General features: G+C 70.4%; 14 protein-coding genes and 3 pseudogenes. 5 read left to right on the top strand and 12 right to left on the bottom strand.

The window, feature by feature from the left end:
- Nucleotides 1-29: 29 nt before the first annotated feature.
- Nucleotides 30-1,364, bottom strand: coding sequence for an ABC transporter substrate-binding protein (locus tag ACXKR8_RS37645; protein ID WP_458275193.1), 1,335 nt, complete (start codon nucleotides 1,362-1,364; stop codon nucleotides 30-32).
- Between the two features lie 364 nt (nucleotides 1,365-1,728).
- On the opposite strand from ACXKR8_RS37645, the pseudogene ACXKR8_RS37640 reads away from it, so the two are divergent.
- The 3 genes and pseudogenes from ACXKR8_RS37640 to ACXKR8_RS37630 all read left to right on the top strand — a co-directional run.
- Nucleotides 1,729-2,583, top strand: a pseudogene (locus ACXKR8_RS37640) (alginate lyase family protein); the annotation flags it as partial.
- A gap of 55 nt (nucleotides 2,584-2,638) precedes the next feature.
- On the top strand, nucleotides 2,639-3,106 hold the full coding sequence (locus tag ACXKR8_RS37635; protein WP_462100715.1) for an alginate lyase family protein: 468 nt from the start codon (nucleotides 2,639-2,641) through the stop codon (nucleotides 3,104-3,106).
- A 104-nt stretch (nucleotides 3,107-3,210) separates the two neighbouring features.
- Nucleotides 3,211-4,396: pseudogene (locus tag ACXKR8_RS37630) on the top strand (alginate lyase family protein).
- Nucleotides 4,397-4,501: 105 nt separating this feature from the next.
- Here the strand turns inward: ACXKR8_RS37630 and ACXKR8_RS37625 are convergent.
- Both ACXKR8_RS37625 and ACXKR8_RS37620 read right to left on the bottom strand, forming a co-directional pair.
- Nucleotides 4,502-4,813 (bottom strand): hypothetical protein, encoded by a 312-nt coding sequence (locus ACXKR8_RS37625; protein WP_462099988.1) that lies wholly within the window; start codon nucleotides 4,811-4,813, stop codon nucleotides 4,502-4,504.
- Between the two features lie 440 nt (nucleotides 4,814-5,253).
- Nucleotides 5,254-5,724 (bottom strand): DUF6069 family protein, encoded by a 471-nt coding sequence (locus tag ACXKR8_RS37620; RefSeq protein WP_458269026.1) that lies wholly within the window; start codon nucleotides 5,722-5,724, stop codon nucleotides 5,254-5,256.
- A gap of 97 nt (nucleotides 5,725-5,821) precedes the next feature.
- On the opposite strand from ACXKR8_RS37620, the gene ACXKR8_RS37615 reads away from it, so the two are divergent.
- Nucleotides 5,822-6,295, top strand: coding sequence for a MarR family winged helix-turn-helix transcriptional regulator (locus tag ACXKR8_RS37615; RefSeq protein ID WP_458269025.1), 474 nt, complete (start codon nucleotides 5,822-5,824; stop codon nucleotides 6,293-6,295).
- An 80-nt stretch (nucleotides 6,296-6,375) separates the two neighbouring features.
- Here ACXKR8_RS37615 and ACXKR8_RS37610 read toward each other — a convergent pair.
- The 7 genes and pseudogenes from ACXKR8_RS37610 to ACXKR8_RS37580 form a co-directional block, all read right to left on the bottom strand.
- Nucleotides 6,376-7,366, bottom strand: a pseudogene (locus tag ACXKR8_RS37610) (FAD-dependent oxidoreductase).
- Entirely contained in the window at nucleotides 7,363-8,667 is a 1,305-nt protein-coding gene (locus ACXKR8_RS37605) for a dihydrolipoamide acetyltransferase family protein (RefSeq protein WP_458269024.1), read from the bottom strand. The pseudogene ACXKR8_RS37610 and the gene ACXKR8_RS37605 overlap by 4 nt, the downstream one beginning before the upstream one ends.
- Nucleotides 8,668-8,714: 47 nt before the next feature.
- Nucleotides 8,715-10,169: an NAD-dependent succinate-semialdehyde dehydrogenase gene (locus ACXKR8_RS37600; protein ID WP_458275191.1), complete on the bottom strand. Its 1,455-nt coding sequence runs from the start codon at nucleotides 10,167-10,169 to the stop codon at nucleotides 8,715-8,717.
- A gap of 71 nt (nucleotides 10,170-10,240) precedes the next feature.
- On the bottom strand, nucleotides 10,241-11,218 hold the full coding sequence (locus ACXKR8_RS37595) for an alpha-ketoacid dehydrogenase subunit beta (RefSeq protein ID WP_458269023.1): 978 nt from the start codon (nucleotides 11,216-11,218) through the stop codon (nucleotides 10,241-10,243).
- Nucleotides 11,206-12,264 carry a thiamine pyrophosphate-dependent dehydrogenase E1 component subunit alpha gene (locus tag ACXKR8_RS37590; protein WP_458269022.1) on the bottom strand — a complete coding sequence of 353 codons (1,059 nt, stop codon included), beginning with the start codon at nucleotides 12,262-12,264 and terminating at the stop codon, nucleotides 11,206-11,208. Before ACXKR8_RS37590 ends, ACXKR8_RS37595 begins: the two co-directional genes overlap by 13 nt.
- 39 nt (nucleotides 12,265-12,303) lie before the next feature.
- Nucleotides 12,304-13,596, bottom strand: coding sequence for a M24 family metallopeptidase (locus ACXKR8_RS37585; RefSeq protein ID WP_458269021.1), 1,293 nt, complete (start codon nucleotides 13,594-13,596; stop codon nucleotides 12,304-12,306).
- A complete protein-coding gene (locus tag ACXKR8_RS37580) occupies nucleotides 13,593-14,540 on the bottom strand; it encodes an NAD(P)-dependent oxidoreductase (RefSeq protein ID WP_458269020.1) in 948 nt (315 codons plus the stop codon). The genes ACXKR8_RS37585 and ACXKR8_RS37580 overlap by 4 nt, the downstream gene beginning before the upstream one ends.
- Before the next feature lie 232 nt (nucleotides 14,541-14,772).
- On the opposite strand from ACXKR8_RS37580, the gene ACXKR8_RS37575 reads away from it, so the two are divergent.
- On the top strand, nucleotides 14,773-15,825 hold the full coding sequence (locus ACXKR8_RS37575; protein WP_458269019.1) for a LacI family DNA-binding transcriptional regulator: 1,053 nt from the start codon (nucleotides 14,773-14,775) through the stop codon (nucleotides 15,823-15,825).
- A gap of 50 nt (nucleotides 15,826-15,875) precedes the next feature.
- Here ACXKR8_RS37575 and ACXKR8_RS37570 read toward each other — a convergent pair whose 3' ends face one another.
- A complete protein-coding gene (locus ACXKR8_RS37570; protein ID WP_458269018.1) occupies nucleotides 15,876-16,847 on the bottom strand; it encodes a LacI family DNA-binding transcriptional regulator in 972 nt (323 codons plus the stop codon).
- A 148-nt stretch (nucleotides 16,848-16,995) separates the two neighbouring features.
- A complete protein-coding gene (locus ACXKR8_RS37565) occupies nucleotides 16,996-18,075 on the bottom strand; it encodes an alkene reductase (protein WP_458269017.1) in 1,080 nt (359 codons plus the stop codon).
- Nucleotide 18,076 lies beyond the last annotated feature (1 nt).

The raw sequence follows: 18,076 nt of genomic DNA, 5'->3' as shown, positions 1-18,076 counted from the left end.
CCGGCCACGCACCGGGGAGAAGAGCTGGGTCATTGCTTGGCGACCTGCACGCCGCGCGTCTTCAGGTCGGCGAGGGTCGCGGCCTGGCCGGCCTGCAGGGCCTGGTCGATGGTGCTGCCGGCGGTGAGCTTGCTGAACGAGTCCTTCATCGCGGTGTTGGTCACTCCCATCGAAGGGCCCCAACTCCAGCCCGGCTTGACCGACTTCGCCCCGGCGGCGAAGACCTGGAAGATGTCCTGGCCGCCGTAGAAGGCGGTGTCGAAGCCCTTCTGGGCGACCGGGACGAGCTCTGGGTCGGCCGGGAAGACCGAGGAGATGCCGGAGGAGATCCGCGCCTGCATACCGGCCGCGTTGCTGGTGGCCCAGGTCGAGAACTCGACGTCGGCCTTGAGGTTCTTGCTGTCCTTGCCGACGACGAAGGTGCTGCCGCCGAGCATCCCGCTGGCCGGCTGCCCGTCCCAGCTGGGGATCGGGGCGACCGCCCACTTCCCGGACTGGTCCGGCAGCGCGCTCTTCAGCGCGCCGGCGCTCCAGGCGGCGCCGACATAGCCCGCCGTCTCGCCCTTCTGCAGCGACGCGGTCCACTGCTGGCTGAACGAGGTCTGCACCCGGACCAGGTCGTCCTTCACCAGGCCCTGCCAGTAGCCGGAAACCTTCTGGGTGGCGCTGTCCTGGAAGTCGACCTTCCAGGCGTCACCGCTGGTGCCGAACCACTGCCCGCCCGCCTGCCAGGCCATCGCCTCCAGCGTGGACGGGTCGTCGGAGAAGAAGGGGCCGATCCTGGTGGCCGGGTCGGCTGCCTTCAACTGCTGGGCGGCGGTGCGGAACTGGTCCCAGGTGGTGGGGACGGCGATCTTGTACTTGGTGAACAGGTCCTTGCGGTAGAAGAACACCTGCGCGTCCGCGTCCAGCGGGATGGCCCAGTTCTTGCCGGCCAGGGTGGTGAGTTCGACCGCCTGCGGCGAGTACTTCGCCTTGAGGTCGGTCATCTGCGAGGTGAGGTCCTGGACCGCGCCCTGGCTGACGAAGGTGGGGAGCATCTGGTACTCGACGTTGAAGACGTCGGGTTCGTTGCCCGCCTTCACCGCGTTGGAGATCTTGGCGTAGCCGCCCGCGTTGCCCGAGGGGATCTGCTCGAACGTGACGTGCACGTCCTTGTGCGAGGCGTTGAAGGCGTCGACCACCTGCTGGGTGCCCCGGGTCCAGCCCCAGAAGGTGATGTTCACCGGCTTCCCGGCGGCCTCGGACGAGGACTTCGCGGGCGAACCGCTGCCACCGCCGCTGCTGCCGCAGGCGGAGAGCAGGGCCAGGCCGATCACCGTACAGGCCACTGTCGCCGTGTTTCTGACGGTGCGTCGGGATATACGGCTCGTCGATAGGGGGATCGAGCGGTGCGACATGGCAGCGGCTCCTCTTCGGGGGTGGCCGTCCTCCGGGCCCGGGTGGGCGGGCCGGACGCGGTGCGAGCGGTGCTCTGCATCCTCAATCGCTACGGCAGTCGAAGTCAAGAGCGATAGAGCGATCAATCCCACCTCTTGATCGATCGCTACGCAGGCTCCACCTCCAATAGGGCCCTGCGCTCGGGCCAGCGGTCCAGCCACGTGGTGTGCGCATCTCAATCTCGATCGATTGGGATCATTCGGTCGCAAGTCTTGACGATCGATCTGACGCTCCCTAGGTTCGGCGTCGCTCGGTCCGCGCAGCACCGCGAACGAAAGGGACGTGTTCATGTTCCGGTTAAACAGTTCCTCGTCCGCCGCCTCGGGTTCGGCCGTGTGTTCGGCCTCGGGTTCGGCTGTGGGTTCCGCTTTGCGGTCGGCTCCGCGAAAGCGGTTCGCCGTCGGAGCCGCGGCCCTGGCCGCCACCCTCGCCGCAGCCCTCTCGCTCGGCGTCGCCGTCGCGCCGTCCGCCGACGCCGGCCCACGTCCGCACGGCCACCACGGCCCGTCCGCGCCGCACACGGTCGTCCTCGACGGCAGCCAGTTGCAGCAGATCAAGCGTCAGCTGCCGCACAGCAAGAAGCTGAAGGCCGAACTCGCCAAGCTGACCGCCGCGGCCGACGCCGAGCTGACCACCGGACCGTGGGCGGTCACCGACAAGGCCCAGACTCCGACCAGCGGCGACAAGCACGACTACCTCAGCCAGGCCCCGTACCTGTGGCCGACCGAGCCCAAGACCGCAGCCAACCCCTACGGCTGCCCGTACATCACCAAGGACGGCGACCGCAATCCGGACGCCGACGCGATCAGCGACCACGGCGAGCGCCTCTCGTCCTGGACCGCGATCGCCGACCTGGCCCTCGCCTGGTACTACACCGGGGACCGCCGCTACGCGGCCCGCGCCGAGCTCGACGTCCGCACCTGGTTCACCAACCCGGCCACCGCGATGAACCCCAACCTGCTCTACGCCCAGATCATCCCCTGCTCCACCGCGATCCGCGGCTCCGGCATCATCGACTCCTCCGAGCAGATCACCGGCGTCATCGACGGCCTCGCCCTGCTGGACTCCGGCGCGCCCGGCTGGACCCGCACCGACCACAGCGCCATCAAGAGCTGGCTCACCACCTACCTGAACTGGATGAACACCAGCCCGCAGGGCCAGGCGGAGCAGGCGTCCACCAACAACCACGGCAGCTTTCATCGACTCCCAGGACGCCGCGATCGCGCTCTACATCGGCGACACCAGGACCGCCAGGGCCATCGTCACCACCGCCGAGACCAAGCGGATCGCCGCGCAGATCCAGCCCGACGGCACCCAGCCCCGGGAACTGGCCCGCACCCTGCCCTGGCAGTACAGCACCTTCAATCTGACCGCGCTCTGCCGGCTGGCCGCCACCGGCCGCAACACCGGCGTGAACCTCTGGTCCTACACCGCCCCCAGCGGCGCGAGCCTGGCCAAGGCCGTCAGCTTCCTGATCCCGGCCGCCGAGCAGGGGTCGGCCGCCTGGCCGTACCCGGACCTCGGCACCCCGATCGACCAGAGCCAGCTGCTGCACACCCTGCACGCAGCCGCCGACCAGGGCGACGACGCAGCCGCCCGCGCGGCGATCCCGCTGGTCCCGGCCCCGGCCAGTGGCGACCAGTGGGCCCTCCGCCCCACCTGCTGACGCGTCCCCGTCCCCCATTCCCCGTCCTCCCGCTCCCGTCCATTCGGAAGGCGCTCCCCTTGCGACTCCATCGAAAGAAAGCGCTGCTGGTCATCGCCGCGCTGATGACCACCCTGTTCGCCGGCGCCGCCCCAGGCACCGCCTCAGCATCGTCCTCGGCGCCCGCCGCCGCCGGGCACACCCCCCGCCCGGTCAACTACGCCCCGGCCAGGTTCTCGCACCCCGGTGTCCTGAACAGCCGCGCCTCGCTCGACCTGGTCCGGGCCGAGGTCAGGGCCGGGGTCGAGCCCTGGAAGAGCGCCAACGCGCAGATTGATGGCCAGCGACTACGCCTCCCTGACCCGCGTCCCCGCGCCCCGCGCGGTGGTCGAGTGCGGGCCCGTCTCCAACCCCAACTTCGGCTGCACCGACGAGCGCCAGGACGCCATCGCGGCCTACACCGACGCCCTGGCCTGGTACATCACCGGAAACTCGGCCTACGCCAAGAAGTCGATCGAGATCATGGACGCCTGGTCGGCCGTGATCACCTCCCACACCAACGCCAACTCCCAGCTGCAGACCGCCTGGGCCGGCACGGTGTGGCCGCAGGCGGCGGAGATCATCCGCTACACCTACGGCCGGTGGCCGAACGTGAACCGCTTCGCCACCATGCTGCAGACCGTCTACCTGCCGGAGATCATCAACGGCTACAACGGCAACGGCAACTGGGAACTCAGCATGATGGACGCCTCCGTCGGCATCTCGGTGTTCCTCAACGACAAGGCGGACTACAACAAGGCCGTCACCCGCTACCTCAACCGGGTCAAGGCCTATGTGTACGAGCCCGCGGACGGCCCGCTTCCCTACACGGTCCCGGGCAGCGGCTATGACACCCCCGCGCTGATCGCCAAGTACTGGCAGGGGCAGTCCACCTATGTGGCCGGCCTGACCCAGGAGACCTGCCGCGACTTCGTCCACACCGGCTACGGCATCGCGTCGATCTCCGACGTCGCGGAGACCTCCCGGATCCAGGGCAGGTCGCTCTACCCGCTGGTCGGCAAGCGACTGAAGGACGCCATGGAGTTCCAGGCGACGTACGAGCTGGGCGCGGCCGTCCCGTCCTGGCTCTGCGGCGGCAAGGTCACCACGGGACTCGGCCCGGTCACCGAGGTCGGGCTCAATGAACTGCACAACCGGGTCGGCCTCGCCATGCCGGGCACCGAGCAACTGACCCTGGCCGAGCGCCCGGAGGGCACCAACAAGCTGTTCGTCGCCTGGGACACCCTCACCCACGCCGACAACCGCCGCTGACTCCGCTGGCTCACCCCGCCCGCCCCCGCCCGCCCCGGGCCGTCGCCTCCCTGTCCACACGCACCAGGACAGCACCCGACGGTCCGGGGCGCGCTAACGACCCGGTCAGGAAAGCGCCGACCACGCCTTGTCGACCAGCGCAGCCATCTCCGCCGGCTGGTGCTGGAGGTCGCCACTCGCCCGCAGCTGCACGGTCAGCCCGCTCCCGGTGCGCTGGCAGTAGGTGACCACCACCGAATCGCCCGCCGGCTTCTGCCCCGCCGCCGTCGGCTGGTTGAAGACCACACAGGCGACCTGGCCGACCTGCACCAACTGGTCCGTGGGCACCGCGAGCCCCAACTGCGCCGCGTCCTCATAGGGCACGTAGGGCTGCGGCGACGACGCGGAGACCGCGTTCAGGGTGACGATCTCCGCCACACCACTGTCGGCATAGCGCTGGACAATCGCCCTCGCCCCGCCGTTACGCCTGGGACAGCCGCTGAGCACTCTTGACGTCCTGAGCGCTCTGCGCGGCCGCGCTCGCCTGCCCCTTGGCCCCGCCGACCCGCCCCAGCGCGGTCGCATAGGAGGTCAACTCCCCCAACTCCGAAGGCGCCTTGAGCACACGACCCCCCGAGCCGGCGCTCCCGTAGCCGGCCCCCGAACCCGAACCACCCGAGGTAAGCAGCCACGGCACTCCGACCAACACCGCCCCGACTACCAGCCCCACCAAGCCGACCACCCCCGGCCGAGCCCCCACCCCCCGCCAGAACCCAGCCGCCCCCGCCGATTCCCCAGGCCCGCCCTGATCATCCGTCATCGCGCCAATATCCCAAACCCCCGCCCCCGCCACCCCAGATCACCCAAACCGATACGCCTCAGCGGCGGGTGTCCGCGACCGGGAGGACTCGGCGGTAGGTGGTCACGGCTATGGCGGCGACGGCGACGTGCATGAACAGGAGGCCGATGACGCCCGCCGTGCTGGAGTGGGGTGAGTAGTCGCTGACGAGCATGGCCAGGTCGGGGACGAAGGAGATCACCAGGACGGTGGGGACCAGGCGGCGGAGGAGCGCCTGCGGGTCCTGCGCGCGGCGGCGGACCAGTGCCCAGCCGGCGGCACCGATGAGGATGCCGAACAGGGTGAAGGCGACGAAGGCCGACGCTTGCAGGGGCTTGAAGTCCGAGGAGGCGCCTGCGGCACGGGCGATGGCGGCGATGGCCGTGTTGACGAGCGAGGCGACCACGACGGCGGCCAGCAGCAGGCCCACGGTCGCCGCCAGGGGACGCCGCTTCTCGACTGCGTCACTGGTCGCCGCGTCGGCGCTGCCCTGCAGGATCGGATTCGGCATGAGAGGGGTCCTATCGGTCGACGAAGGAAACTTGAAATCTCAAGTGAAAGCATATGCCTCAAAACTTGAGATTTCAAATGTCGATAGGATGGGCCTCATGGACGACGAGGTGCGATGGCTGGACAGCGGCGAGCAACAAGTATGGAAAGCACTCATGGAGACCCTGCACGCGCTGCCGGACGCGTTGGACCGGCAGCTGAAGCAGGACTCCGATCTGCCCCACACCGAGTACCAGCTGATGGCCATGCTCTCCCACGCCCCGGACCGGACCCTGACCATGACCCAGCTGGCGCAGGCCTTGCGCTTCTCCCCCAGCCGGCTCTCCCACATCGCGACGAAGCTCCAGGGCTGCGGTTGGATCCGCAGGGACAAGCACCCCTCGAACGGGCGCGTCAACCTCGCCACGCTCACCGACGCCGGATTCGCCGTGCTGAAGGACGCCGCACCCGGCCACGTCCGGCAGGTGCGCGCGCTCATCTTCGACCAGCTCACACCCGAGCAGGTCGAGCAGTTCCGAGGCATCTTCGAGGCGATCCTGGCCGGCCCCGAGCTGCGGTCGCACTGGCCGTAACCGCCGCAGCAAGTAGCAGCCGTAGCCGCAGCGCGGTGTCATGCGCTGCGGCTACGACGTAGGACCACGGCCACACGGCTTCACATATTGATCATGTGGCCGGCCAGGCCGTGGATGGCCTCCTTGACCGCCTCGCCCAGGGTCGGGTGGGCGTGCACATTGCGGGCAACCTCGTGCACCGTCAGGTCCCACTGCTGGGCCAGGGTCAGCTCCGGCAGCAGCTCAGTGACCTCGGGGCCGATCAGGTGCGCGCCCAGCAGCTCGCCGTACGTGCCGTCGCTGATCACCTTGACGAACCCGACCGGATCCCCCAGCCCGTGCGCCTTGCCGTTGGCGGTGAACGGGAACTTCGACACCTTGACGTCGAACCCCTGCTCACGCGCCTGCGCCTCGGTCCAGCCGAAACTGGCGATCTGCGGCTGACAGTAGGTAGCACGGGGAATCATGGTGAAGTCCAGCTCCATGGTCTCCGCACCGGCGATGGTCTCGGCCGCGATCACCCCCATCGACTCGGCGGCGTGCGCCAGCATCAGCTTGGCCGTCACATCACCGATGGCGAAGATGTGCGGCACATTGGTAGGTGACCACCCGCTCGCTGAGCGCGGTCCCCGGCAGCAGCCGGGTGGTCGCGCCGGCGGCGACAATGCAGTGTTCGAAGGAGACCGTCTCGGTGCCGCCCGCCCGCAGTGCCACCTGCAGCGTGTGGTCGTCGGTGAAGGTGCCCCTGCCGTCGAACTCGGTGATGCCGTTCTTCTTCATCAGGTAGTGCACGCCGGCCACCCGGCCGTCGGCGATCCTGCGGCTCCGCAGATACGCCTCCCGGTAGTCGAAGCTGACCCGCCCCTCGACCTGGATCCCGAAGGTCTCCGCCTCCTGGGTGAAGATGTGGGCGAGTTCGGCGTTTCGCAGCAGCGCCTTGGACGGGATGCAGCCGACGTTCAGACACACCCCGCCCCAGTACTTCTCCTCGATGACCGCCACCCGCAGCCCGAGCTGCGCGCAGCGGATCGCGGCGGTGTAGCCGCCGGGTCCGGCGCCGAGGACGACGACGTCAAAGTGCCCGGCGGTCACAGTTCGATGGCCCAGTCGCGGTTCTCGATGATCTCCTTGAGGAAGGCCAGGAACCGGCCGGCGTACCCCCCGTCCAGCGCTCGGTGGTCGAAGGTCAGCGCGAGGTTGCCGACCGGGTGGACGACCACGGCGTAGGAGCCGTCCGAGGCGGGGACGGCCACCGGTCGTGGCCGCACCGCGTCGGTGGCCAGGATCGCCACCTGCGGCTGGTTGATGATGGGGGCGGTCAGCAGGGTGCCGTAGGGGCCGGGGTTGCTGATGGTGAAGGTCCCCTCGGCGTAGTCGTCGGGGCCGAGTTGCTGCTTCCTGGCCTGTTTGGCCAGGCCGGAGATCTCCCGGGCGACGGCTCGCAGCCGCTTGTCGTCGGCATCCTTGACGACCGGGACGACGAGCCCGTCGGCGTCCAGGTCGACGGCGATGCCGAGGTTGATCCGCCGGTGGACCAGCAGTTCGTCGTCCCCGACGCTGGCATTGAGGTGCGGGAAGGCGGTGAGCGCGTCGACCACGGCGCGGGTGATGAAGGGCAGGTAGGTCAGGCTGAAGCCCTCCGCCTCCCGCCACGCGGCCGCCGCGGGGCGACGGACGCGGTCCACACCGTGGAAGTCGACCTCGATGGCCATCAGGGTGTGCGGCGACGTCGCCTTGGAGCGGACCATGTGCTCGGCCGTACGGCGGCGGCGCGTACTGAAGGGGACGATCTGGGCTTCGTTGCGGAGGGAGGGGGCGAGGGAGGGGGCGGGCGCGGGCGCGACGGATGCGGGTGCCGGAACAGGGGCGGGGGCGGGCTGGACGGGGGCCACCGAGGCCGGGGCGGGTTCGGACGCAGCCGCCGCAGCCGCCGAGACAGCAGCCGCGGCTGCCAGGATGTCGCCGCGGGTGATCCGGCCGTGCGGGCCGGTGCCGGTCACCTGATCAGCCGTCAGTTCCTTTTCTGCGAGCAGCCGTCGCACCAGGGGGGTCAGGCTCCCATGGCGGGTTCCGTCGACCTTTCCGTCGACCTTTCCGTCGACCTTTCCGTCGACCTTCCCGTTGCTGCCGGCCGACGCAGCCGCCACCTCGGCGACGGCCCCCGCCGTCGTGATCACCGCCAGCCTGGTGCCCACCGGGACGGTCTGGTCCGCCTGAACCAGGATCTCGCCGAGGGTGCCGGTGGCGGTGGCCGGTATCTCGGTGTCCACCTTGTCGGTGGACACCTCGAACAGCGGCTCCCCTTCCACCACCTGCTCCCCGGCCTTGCGCAGCCAGCGGGTGAGGGTCGCCTCGGCGACCGTCTCTCCGAGTTGGGGCATGGTCACGTCCATGCGGGTGTGCTCCTTTCCTCTGCGCTCACCAGGACTTTCCTCTGCGGTCACCAGGACACGGCGATGTACTTGGATTCCGTGAACTCCAGCAGCCCCTCGTGGCCGCCCTCGCGGCCGATCCCGCTCTGCTTGGTGCCGCCGAACGGCGCGGCCGGGTCGGAGACCACCCCGCGGTTCAACCCGACCATGCCGGAGTCGAGTTGCTCGGACACCCGCAGGCCGCGGGCGAGGTTGCCGGTGTAGACGTAGGAGACCAGGCCGTACTCGGTGGCGTTGGCCAGCGCCACCGCCTCCTCCTCGGTGCGGAAGCCGACGATCGGGGCGACCGGTCCGAAGACCTCCTCCCGCAGCACGGGTGCGTCCGCGGGGACGTCGGCCAGGACGGTCGGCGGGTAGTAGAACCCGGGACGGTCCAGCGCCTCGCCGCCGACCACCACCCGACCGCCCAACCGCACTGTCTCCGCCACCAGTTGGGCGACCTTGTCCCGGCTCTCGGCGTTGACCAGCGGGCCGAGTTCGACCCCGGCCCCCAGCCCCGGGCCGATGTTGAGCGCGCCCATGGCCGCCGCCAGTCGGCTGGTGAACTCGTCCACCACGGCTTCCTGGACGTAGAAGCGGTTGGCCGCGGTGCAGGCCTCGCCGCCGTTGCGCATCTTGGCGATCATCGCCCCGGCCACGGCCTCGTCCAGGTCGGCGTCGTCGAAGACCAGGAACGGGGCGTTGCCGCCGAGTTCCATCGAGCAGTTGACCACCGTCCGGGACGCCGCCGCCAGCAGGGTGCGGCCGACCTCGGTGGAGCCGGTGAAGGACAGTTTGCGCACCCGTGGGTCGTCCAGCATCGCCGAGACCACGGCTCCGGAACGGCGGGACGGCAGCACATTGACCACACCGTCCGGCAGCCCGGCCTCCTCGAAGAGGGCGGCGATGGCCAGCGCGGTCAGCGGGGTGTCGCTGGCGGGCTTGAGCACCACGGTGCAGCCGGCGGCGAGTGCCGGGCCGATCTTGCGGGTGGCCATCGCGGCGGGGAAGTTCCACGGGGTGACCAGCACGGACACCCCCACCGGCTGACGCAGCACCAGGATCCTGTTGGCGCCCGAGGGCGCGGTCTGCACGCTGCCGAGGCCGCGCACGGCCTCCTCGGCGTACCAGCGGAAGAACTCGGCGGCGTAGGCGACCTCGGCGCGGGCGTCGGTGAGCGTCTTGCCGTTCTCCAGCACGATGAGTTCGGCGAACTCCTCAGCCCGACCAGTCATCAGTTCATAGACCCGACTGAGGAGTTCGGACCGCTTGCGCGGCGCGGTGCCGGCCCAGCCGGGGAGCGCGGCCGCGGCCGCGTCGACCGCGTCCAGCGCGTCCTGGACGGTGCCGTCGGCGGTGTCGGCGATCTTCTCGCCGGTGGACGGATCGAGCACATCGATCCGCGATGCGTCGCTGGAGGGCCGCCAACGGCCGCCGATGAACAGGTCGGTGGGGACCTTCTCGAGCTGCAGCAGCGCCGGCAACTGCGGCTCGGCCTGGACGGGGGGCAGGGCCCGGGTGGGGGGCAGGGCCTGGACGGGGGGCTGGTTCTGGGTCACTGGTCCATCGCCTTCTGGATGGTCGCGGTGATGCGGTCGACCGAGGGCAGCGCCAGGTCCTCCAGCGCGTCGGCGGACGGCAGCGGGATGTGCGGGGTGGTGATCCGGATCGGCGGCGCGTCGAGGTTGAAGAACTGCTCCTCGACCACGATCGACACCACCTCGGCGCCCCAGCCGCAGAGCCGGGGGTTCTCCTCGACGGTGAACAGCCGCCCGGTCGCCTCGACCGCGCCGAGGATCGTCCTGGTGTCCAGCGGGACCAGCGAGCGGACGTCGACCACGGTGCAGTCGATGCCGACCGCGGCCAGCCGCTCGGCGGCCTCCAGACTGCGCGGCACCATGCTGCCGATGGTGACGATCGCCGCGTCCTTGCCCTGGCGCAGCACCTTGGCGGTGCCCAGGGTGTCGGTGATCTCCCCGTCCGGCACCTCCCCGCGCGAGGAGTAGAGCGCCTTCTGCTCCAGGAAGATGACCGGGTCGGGGTCGCGGATGGCGGCGGACATCAGCCCGATGACGTCCAGCGGGCTGGACGGCACCACGACCTTCAGTCCTGGAACCGCCATCGCCCAGTTCTCCACGGACTGCGAGTGCTGGGCGCCGAACCGCAGACCGCCGCCGTTGCCGGCCCGGATCACCAGCGGGAAGGAGACCTGACCATTCGTCATGTACCGGCTCTTGGCGATCTCGTTGACCACCATGTCCCAGCAGACCGCGAAGAAGTCGCTGAACATGATCTCGGCGATCGGCCGCAGCCCGGTCATCGCCGCGCCCATGGCCGCGCCGAGGATGGCCTGTTCGCTGATCGGGGTGTCCCGTACCCGCACCGGCCCGAACTCGTCCAGCAGGCCGACCGTGCCCTTGAAGACACCGCCCGCCTCGGCCACGTCCTCGCCCAGGAACAGGACGCCGCGGTCCCGTCGCATCTCCTGGGCGATTCCCCTGGCTATGGCCTCACGGTAGGTCAGTTCCGCCATGACGATCCTCCATCCGCCCAAACGTCCTTGAGCAGCAGTTCGGGGCCGGGCACTCGGCCGGCCTTGGCTTCCTCGGTGGCGCGGTCGACCGCCGCGTGGGCGTCCGCCTCGATCTCGTCCAGGTCGGCGCTCGCGACGCCGGCCGCGATCAGGCGCGCGCGGTACATCGGCAGCGGGTCCTTGGCGAGCCACTCGTCGACCTCCTGCTGCGGCCGGTACTTGCCCGGGTCCGCCCGGGAGTGGCCGCCGTGGCGGTAGGTCAGGGCCTCGATCATGGTCGGGCCGCCGCCGGTGCGGGCCTTCTCCAGGGCGGCCACGGCCACCCGGTGCACGGCGTCGGCGTCATTGCCGTCCACCACGATCGGCTCGAGCCCGTAGGCGCCGGCCCGGTCGGCGGCCGGGCGCGGCACGGCGGTGATCGTGCTGGTGCGGGTGTACTCCATCCAGAGGTTGTTCTCGCAGACGAACACCACCGGCAGCTTCCAGATCGCGGCGAAGTTGAGTGCCTCGTGGAAGGCCCCGATGTTGGTGGTCCCGTCGCCGAAGAACGCCACCGCGACCTGGCCGCTCTCCCGGTACTGGGCGCTCCAGGCGGCCCCGCAGGCGATCGGCAGATGCGCGCCGATGATGGCGTAGGAGCCCATCACCCCGTGCTCCACGCTGGTGAGGTGCATCGAGCCGCCCTTGCCCGCCATCAGGCCGTTCTCGCGGCCGAGCAGCTCGGCCAGCACCGGGCCCATCGGGACGCCCCGGGCCAGGGTGTGCGCATGGCCGCGGTAGGTGGCGAAGGTGTAGTCGTCCGCCCGCATGGCGACGCCGAAGCCGGCCGCGATGGCCTCCTGCCCCAACGAGAGGTGGCTGGTGCCCTTGACCAGGCTCTGCAGGAACAGGTCGTAGGCGCGCTGCTCGAAGTAGCGCAGCTCCACCTGCATCCGGTACAGCGCCAGCGCGGTCTTCTCGTCGGGCGGCGTCTCCTGGTCGGACGGGGACGCGGTGGCGTCCTCGGCGGGGGGTGCGGTGGATTTTCCAGTTGTTGCCCTTGCCATGTCTCTCCTCCGAATGGTCCGAATAGATGTCGGGTCGGGTCAGTACGCGTTCGCCACGAAGAGCTCCTGCGCCGGGAACCGGGTGAGGATCTGCGGCCCGGCGGCCGTCACCACGACCTCCTCCTCGATCCGGGCGGCGGAGAACCCGTCCGAGGCCGGGCAGTAGGTCTCCAGCGCGAAGACCATGCCCTCCTGGATCTCGACCGGGTTGTCCAGGCTGTTGAGCCGGCTGATGATCGGCCGCTCGTGCAGGCCGAGGCCGAGCCCGTGCCCGAACTGCAGGCCGAAGGCCGCCATCTCACTGGCGAAGCCGAACTCCTCGGCGGCCGGCCACATCCGGGCCACCTGGTCGGTGCCCACGCCGGGCTTGACCACGCCGATCGCCGCGTCCATCCACTCCCGGGCCCTGGTGTAGGCGTCCCGTTGCGAGGACGTCGAACTGCCGACGCCGAAGGTGCGGTAGTAGCAGGTCCGGTAGCCGTTGTAGGACTGGATGATGTCGAAGAACGCCTGGTCGCCGGGCCGGATGATGCGGTCGGAGAAGTTGTGCGGGTGCGGGTTGCAACGCTCGCCCGACACCGCGTTGATCGCCTCGACCTGGTCCGAACCCATCTCGTACAGCCGCTTGTTGGCCAGTGCGACGATCTCGTTCTCGCGCACGCCGGGCTTGAGCGCCTCGACGATGTCCTGGTAGACTCCGTCGACCATGGCCGCGGCCATCGACAGCAGGGCGATCTCGTCCTGGGACTTGATCTGCCGGGCGTCGAGCATCAACTGCTGGGCGTCGACCACCTTCAGGCCCTGCCGCTGCATCTCGAAGAGGAACGGCGGCTCCACGATGTCCACCCCGACCGGGAGGTGGGCCAGGCCCGCGTCCTCCAGCATCCCCTTGATCTCGCGGACCGCGGAGCGCATCAGACCGGCCTCGGGGGCGACCGCGCCGCGCAGTCCGAGCATGCCCGCCCGGGAGTTCTCCGGACGCAGCCACGGCGCGTAGAGCTGGTGGTGCCGGGCCGCGGAGCCGAAGTCCCACAGCACGGGTTCGCCGCCGCGGGTCAGCAGGGCGTAGCGGCTCATCTTGTCGCCGAGCGCCCCGCCGATCCAGGTCTGGGTGGTGTAGCGGATGTTGTAGAAGTCGAACAGCAGGAACGCCCCGCACTCGCTGGACTCCAGCGCGGCCCGGGCCCGCTCGATCCGGTAGGACCGCAGCCGGTCGTAGTCCACCCGCTGCTCGTAGTCCACCGCGCTGTGGCCGTAGGCCGGGATCGGCCGCAGCGCCGCACTCGCGTTCGCCGAGCCCCCACCCGCAGAGCCGCGCGTCGCCCCGGTCACTGCCGCACCGTCAGGCCGTCGTCCACCGGCACGTTCTCGGGCTCCAGCACCATTCCGGCCTGCCGGGCCTGCTCCAGGATCAGGGTGGCGAAGTCCTCCTCGGTGTGGCCCGCGCCGATCGCGCCGGCCACCAGCTGCGCGGTGGCCGAGGCCAGCGGCATCGGGACCTCCAGGGCGCGGGCCGCGGCCAGGCCGAGGTCGAAGTCCTTGCGCAGCAGCGGCATCGTAAAGGTCGGCTTGAACTCCAGGTTGACCAGCGCGGGCGACTTGTAGCGGGTGAAGACCGAGCCCATCACCGAGTCGTTGAGGAAGGCCAGGAACGCGGCCCGGCTGACTCCGCCCTTCTCGGCGAGGAGGGTGATCTCGGCCAGGGACTGGGTGACGACGCCCAGGAAGACGTTGTGTGCGATCTTGACCAGGCGGGCCACTTCGTCCTCGCCGACGTAGGTCACCCCGCGGCCCAGTACTTGGAGCAGCGGCTCGACCTGGTCGAAGACCTCGCGCGGCCCGGAGGCGGCGACGGTCAGCAGCCCGGCCGCGATCACCTTGGGGTTTCCGCTGACCGGGGCGGCCAGCAGTTCCGTGCCGCGCTTGGCGGCGGCGGCCCGCACCAGGGCGGAGACCTCGGCGGACACCGTGGAGCTGTCGATCAGCACGCCCGGGGCCGCGGTCGGCGAGGTGAGCACCCCGCCGGGTCCGGTGGTGACCGACTCCAGGTCGGCGGACGCGGAGACCATGACGAACACCACGTCACGGTCCGCCAGCTGCTCCGGCCGGTCGACGATCGTCGCGCCGCGCTCGGCCAGCGGTTCGGCCTTGGCCCGGGTGCGGTTCTGCACGGCGACGTCGTATCCGGCGTCCAGCAGTCGGGTGGCCAGTTGGAAGCCCATCCGGCCGGTGCCGATCCAGCCGATCCTGGGCCGGTCCTTGGCGACGTTGGTCATCTGTTGTTCCTCGCTCTGAGAGGGAAAGCTGTTCAGTGGCGGTGCCGAGTGCGCACTCGATTGCCATGGCCGGGGCAAGGGAGGGGTGCGAACATCAGCATCTTCTTTGCGCAACCGATTGCTCTCATGCTCGCCCCGCTGCCCGAGGGCTGTCAAGAGGTGTCGCACCCCGGCTCCCGAGCGCGGGCGGCGGCCGATTGTGGAGGCTTCCGAAGATCCCTACACTGCCCAGGTGAGCAAGCGCCCGACCATCGCCGATGTGGCCCGCCTGGCCGGGGTCCACAAGGCCACGGCCTCCCGAGCCCTGAACCCCGAAGCCGGCGGCCGGGTGAGCGCGGCGACCGTACGGCGGGTGCGCACGGTGGCCGAGGAGCTGGGATTCACCCCCAACACCGCGGCCCGGAGCCTGCGCACCAACCGCTCCTTCACGGTCGGCGTGCTGCTGCCGGACCTCACCAATCCGCTGTTCCCGCCGATGGCGCGCGGGATCGAGGAGGTGCTGACCCGCCGCGGCTACACCGCGCTGCTGGCCAATACCGACAATGACCAGGCCAAGGAGCGCACCCAGTTCGAGGCGCTGCTCGGGCGCCAGGTGGACGGCTTCATCGTCGCCACGGCGCAGCGCGAGCACTCGCTGCTGGCGGAGTCGCACGCGATCGGCGTGCCGATCGTGCTGCTCAGCCGGGGCACCGACCTGGCCATGTTCCCGCTGGTCGCGGCGGACGACGGGGCGGGCGTCACCCTGGCCGTGCAGCACCTGCTGGGCCTGGGGCACCGCGCGGTGGCCCATCTGGCCGGCCCGCAGACGCTCTCCACCGGCACGATCCGCAACCGGGCCTTCCGCCATGCCGTCGAGGTGGCCGGGATCGCCCCGGAACGTGCGCCGGTGGTCGTCAGCGGGGCCTACTCGGTGCGGGCGGGCGAGCAAGGGGCCCGGGAACTGCTCGACCGGCACCCGGACACCACGGCGATCCTGGCCGGCAACGACCTGATCGCCCTCGGCGCACTGCATGTGCTGCGCGAACGCGGGCTGCGCTGCCCCGAGGACATCTCCCTCGTCGGCTACAACGACATGCAGTTCGCCGACGAGTTCCAGCCCCCACTGACCACGGTGCATGTGCCGCACCAGGACCTGGGGGCGGAGGCGGCCCGACTGCTGCTCGAACAGCTGGACGCTCCGAGCGGTGGCGGGGAAGGGGCTTCATCGGCACCGGTCGCCAAGACCGTGCTGCTCCCGGTGCGCTTGGTCGTCCGGGCCTCGACGGCCGCACCACGACACAGCTGACGCACAGTCAAAACGGCTCAGCAACAGGCCAAAGCACAACTGACGTTCAGTCAACTCACTCGTGCACGGCCCGTGGTGGCCCGGGCGACCAGGGAGACTCCCAGGCTGACCGGTCCCGGGTCCTGGTTGGTCGGGCAGCCCCGGTCCAGCAGCAGCTGGTCCACGGCCAGGCTGCCCAGCTCCCCCAGCGGCACGGCCATGGTGGTCACCGCCGGGGTGGTGTAGCTGGCCAGCTGTGTCCCGCCCCAGCCCACCACGCTGATCTGCTCCGGAACCCGCACGCCGGACCGCAGCAGGCTGGCGGTCAGGCCCATCGCCATGACGTCGTTGAAGCACACCACGGCCGTCGGCAGCGGCGCACGGACCAGCTGCTCCGCCGCCAGCGTTCCCGACTCGAAGGTCGGCCGGTTCGCCGGGGAGACGTCTATCTGCAGCCCGGTCTCCGTCCCGGCCTGGACCAGCGCCGCCACCCGGTCGTTGGCGGCCCAGGAGTTGGCCGGCCCGGCCAGGTAGAACAGGCTGGTGTGGCCGAGGTTGCTCAGGTACTGGGTGAGCTGCCGCATCCCCTGCAGCGCGTCCACCAGGACGCACGGGTAGCCGTCGACGCGCCGGTTCACAAACACCGTGGGGCACAGCACGCCGACCGCCGCGATCTGCTCGTCCCGCAGCAGGGACGAGAACAGCAGAAACCCGTCCACATCCTTGGACAGGGTGCGGATCAGCTTCTCCTCGTCGTCCGCGTCGTCGTCGCTGTCGCCCAGCAGAGCAGCGAGGTTGTGCCGTCGCGACTGGTGCTGGGCGGCCTTGACCATCTCCGGGAAGAGCGGGTTGGCGAGGTTGGGGACGATCAGGCCGATGTTCCCGGTACGGCCCGTGGTGAGGGCGGCGGCCATCCGGTTCGGGGCGTAGTTGAGCTGCTCGGCGGCGGCGTAGACCTTCTGCCGGGTCTCGTCGCGGAAGCGCTGGGGCGCGGTGAACACCCTGGAGACCGTTGAGACGGAGACCCCGGCAACGCGCGCCACGTCCCGGATGGTGGACCGGTTGACCATTCTCTCCAACACCTCTGGCGTGCGATAACGATGGGCAGATCCTATGCCGTACCTGTGCCGCCGGCCGACCTCAGGCCGTTTCAGGCCGTTTCAGGCCGCGTCGGGCCGCTCCAGGCCGGCTTCAGGCCGTGACGGCTTCCAGGGACGGGTAGTCGGTGTAGCCCCGGTCGTCGCCGCCGTAGAAGGTCGACGGATCGGCCGCGTTGAACGGGCCGCCCGCGGCCAGCCGGCGCGGCAGGTCCGGGTTGGCCAGGAACAGCGAGCCGAAGGAGAGCAGGTCGGTCGTCCCGTCCTCCACCAGGCCCAGTTCCGGCAGCCCGGTCGAGCGGGGTGCGGTGAACGGGTTGAGCAGCAGCACGCCCGACCAGATCCGGCGCAGCTCCCGGGTCAGCTCGCGGTCGGCCCCCTCGGTGAGGCTGAGGTAGGCCAGGCCGAAGCCGTCGAGCGCGGAGACCAGGGGGCCATAGGTGCCGGGCAGGTCCTGCTCCACCATGTCGTTGTAGGGGTTGCCCGGGGAGAGCTGGATGCCGACCCGGTCGGCGCCGATCGCGCCCACCACCGCCAGGGTCACCTCCACCGCGAAGCGGATCCGGGCCGGGACCGACCCGCCCCAGCCGTCGGTACGGGCATTGGAGTGGGCGGAGAGGAACTGGTGGATCAGGAAGCCGTTCGCCCCGTGCAGTTCGACCCCGTCGAAGCCGGCCGCGATCGCGTTGCGGGCGGCGGCGGCGAAGTCCTGGACCGTCGCCTCGATCTCCGCGCCGGTGAGTTCACGCGGTTCCACGCAGGGCTGGGGGCCCTCGGCGGTGAACACCTGCGCGGCAGCGGCGATCGGTGACGGGGCGACCGGGGTGAGGCCGTCCGGCAGCAGGCTGGGGTGGCCGATCCGGCCGGCGTGCATCAGCTGGGCGAAGATGGTGCCCCCGGCCTGGTGCACCTCGTCGGTGACCGCACGCCAGGCCCGGATCTGCTCCGGCGAGTAGAGCCCGGGGGTGGCGGGGTAGCCGCGGGCCACCGCGGAGGGCTGGATCCCCTCCGTGATGATCAGACCGGCCGAGGCGCGCTGGCGGTAGTACGCGGCGGTCGAGGGGCCGGGGCAGGCCGCGGGCCCGTAGGCCCGGCTGCGGCTCATCGGGGCCATCACGATCCGGTTCGGCAGGCGGCGTCCACCGAGATCGATGGGGTCGAACACGGTAGCCATC

The organism is Streptacidiphilus sp. PAMC 29251 (genome assembly GCF_054208735.2).
The sequence above is the reverse complement of the archived record's forward strand: the minus strand, read 5'-3'. Positions and strand labels throughout refer to the sequence as shown.

Excerpts from the sequence above, each read along its gene's own strand:
- ACXKR8_RS37615 (WP_458269025.1), top strand. The coding sequence starts at position 5,822 with ATGGACGACGAGGTGCGATGGCTGGACAGCGGCGAGCAACAAGTATGG.
- ACXKR8_RS37565 (WP_458269017.1), bottom strand. The coding sequence starts at position 18,075 with ATGGCTACCGTGTTCGACCCCATCGATCTCGGTGGACGCCGCCTGCCG.
- ACXKR8_RS37590 (WP_458269022.1), bottom strand. The coding sequence starts at position 12,264 with ATGGCAAGGGCAACAACTGGAAAATCCACCGCACCCCCCGCCGAGGAC.
- ACXKR8_RS37605 (WP_458269024.1), bottom strand. The coding sequence starts at position 8,667 with ATGGACGTGACCATGCCCCAACTCGGAGAGACGGTCGCCGAGGCGACC.
- ACXKR8_RS37595 (WP_458269023.1), bottom strand. The coding sequence starts at position 11,218 with ATGGCGGAACTGACCTACCGTGAGGCCATAGCCAGGGGAATCGCCCAG.
- ACXKR8_RS37580 (WP_458269020.1), bottom strand. The coding sequence starts at position 14,540 with ATGACCAACGTCGCCAAGGACCGGCCCAGGATCGGCTGGATCGGCACC.
- ACXKR8_RS37620 (WP_458269026.1), bottom strand. The coding sequence starts at position 5,724 with ATGCCGAATCCGATCCTGCAGGGCAGCGCCGACGCGGCGACCAGTGAC.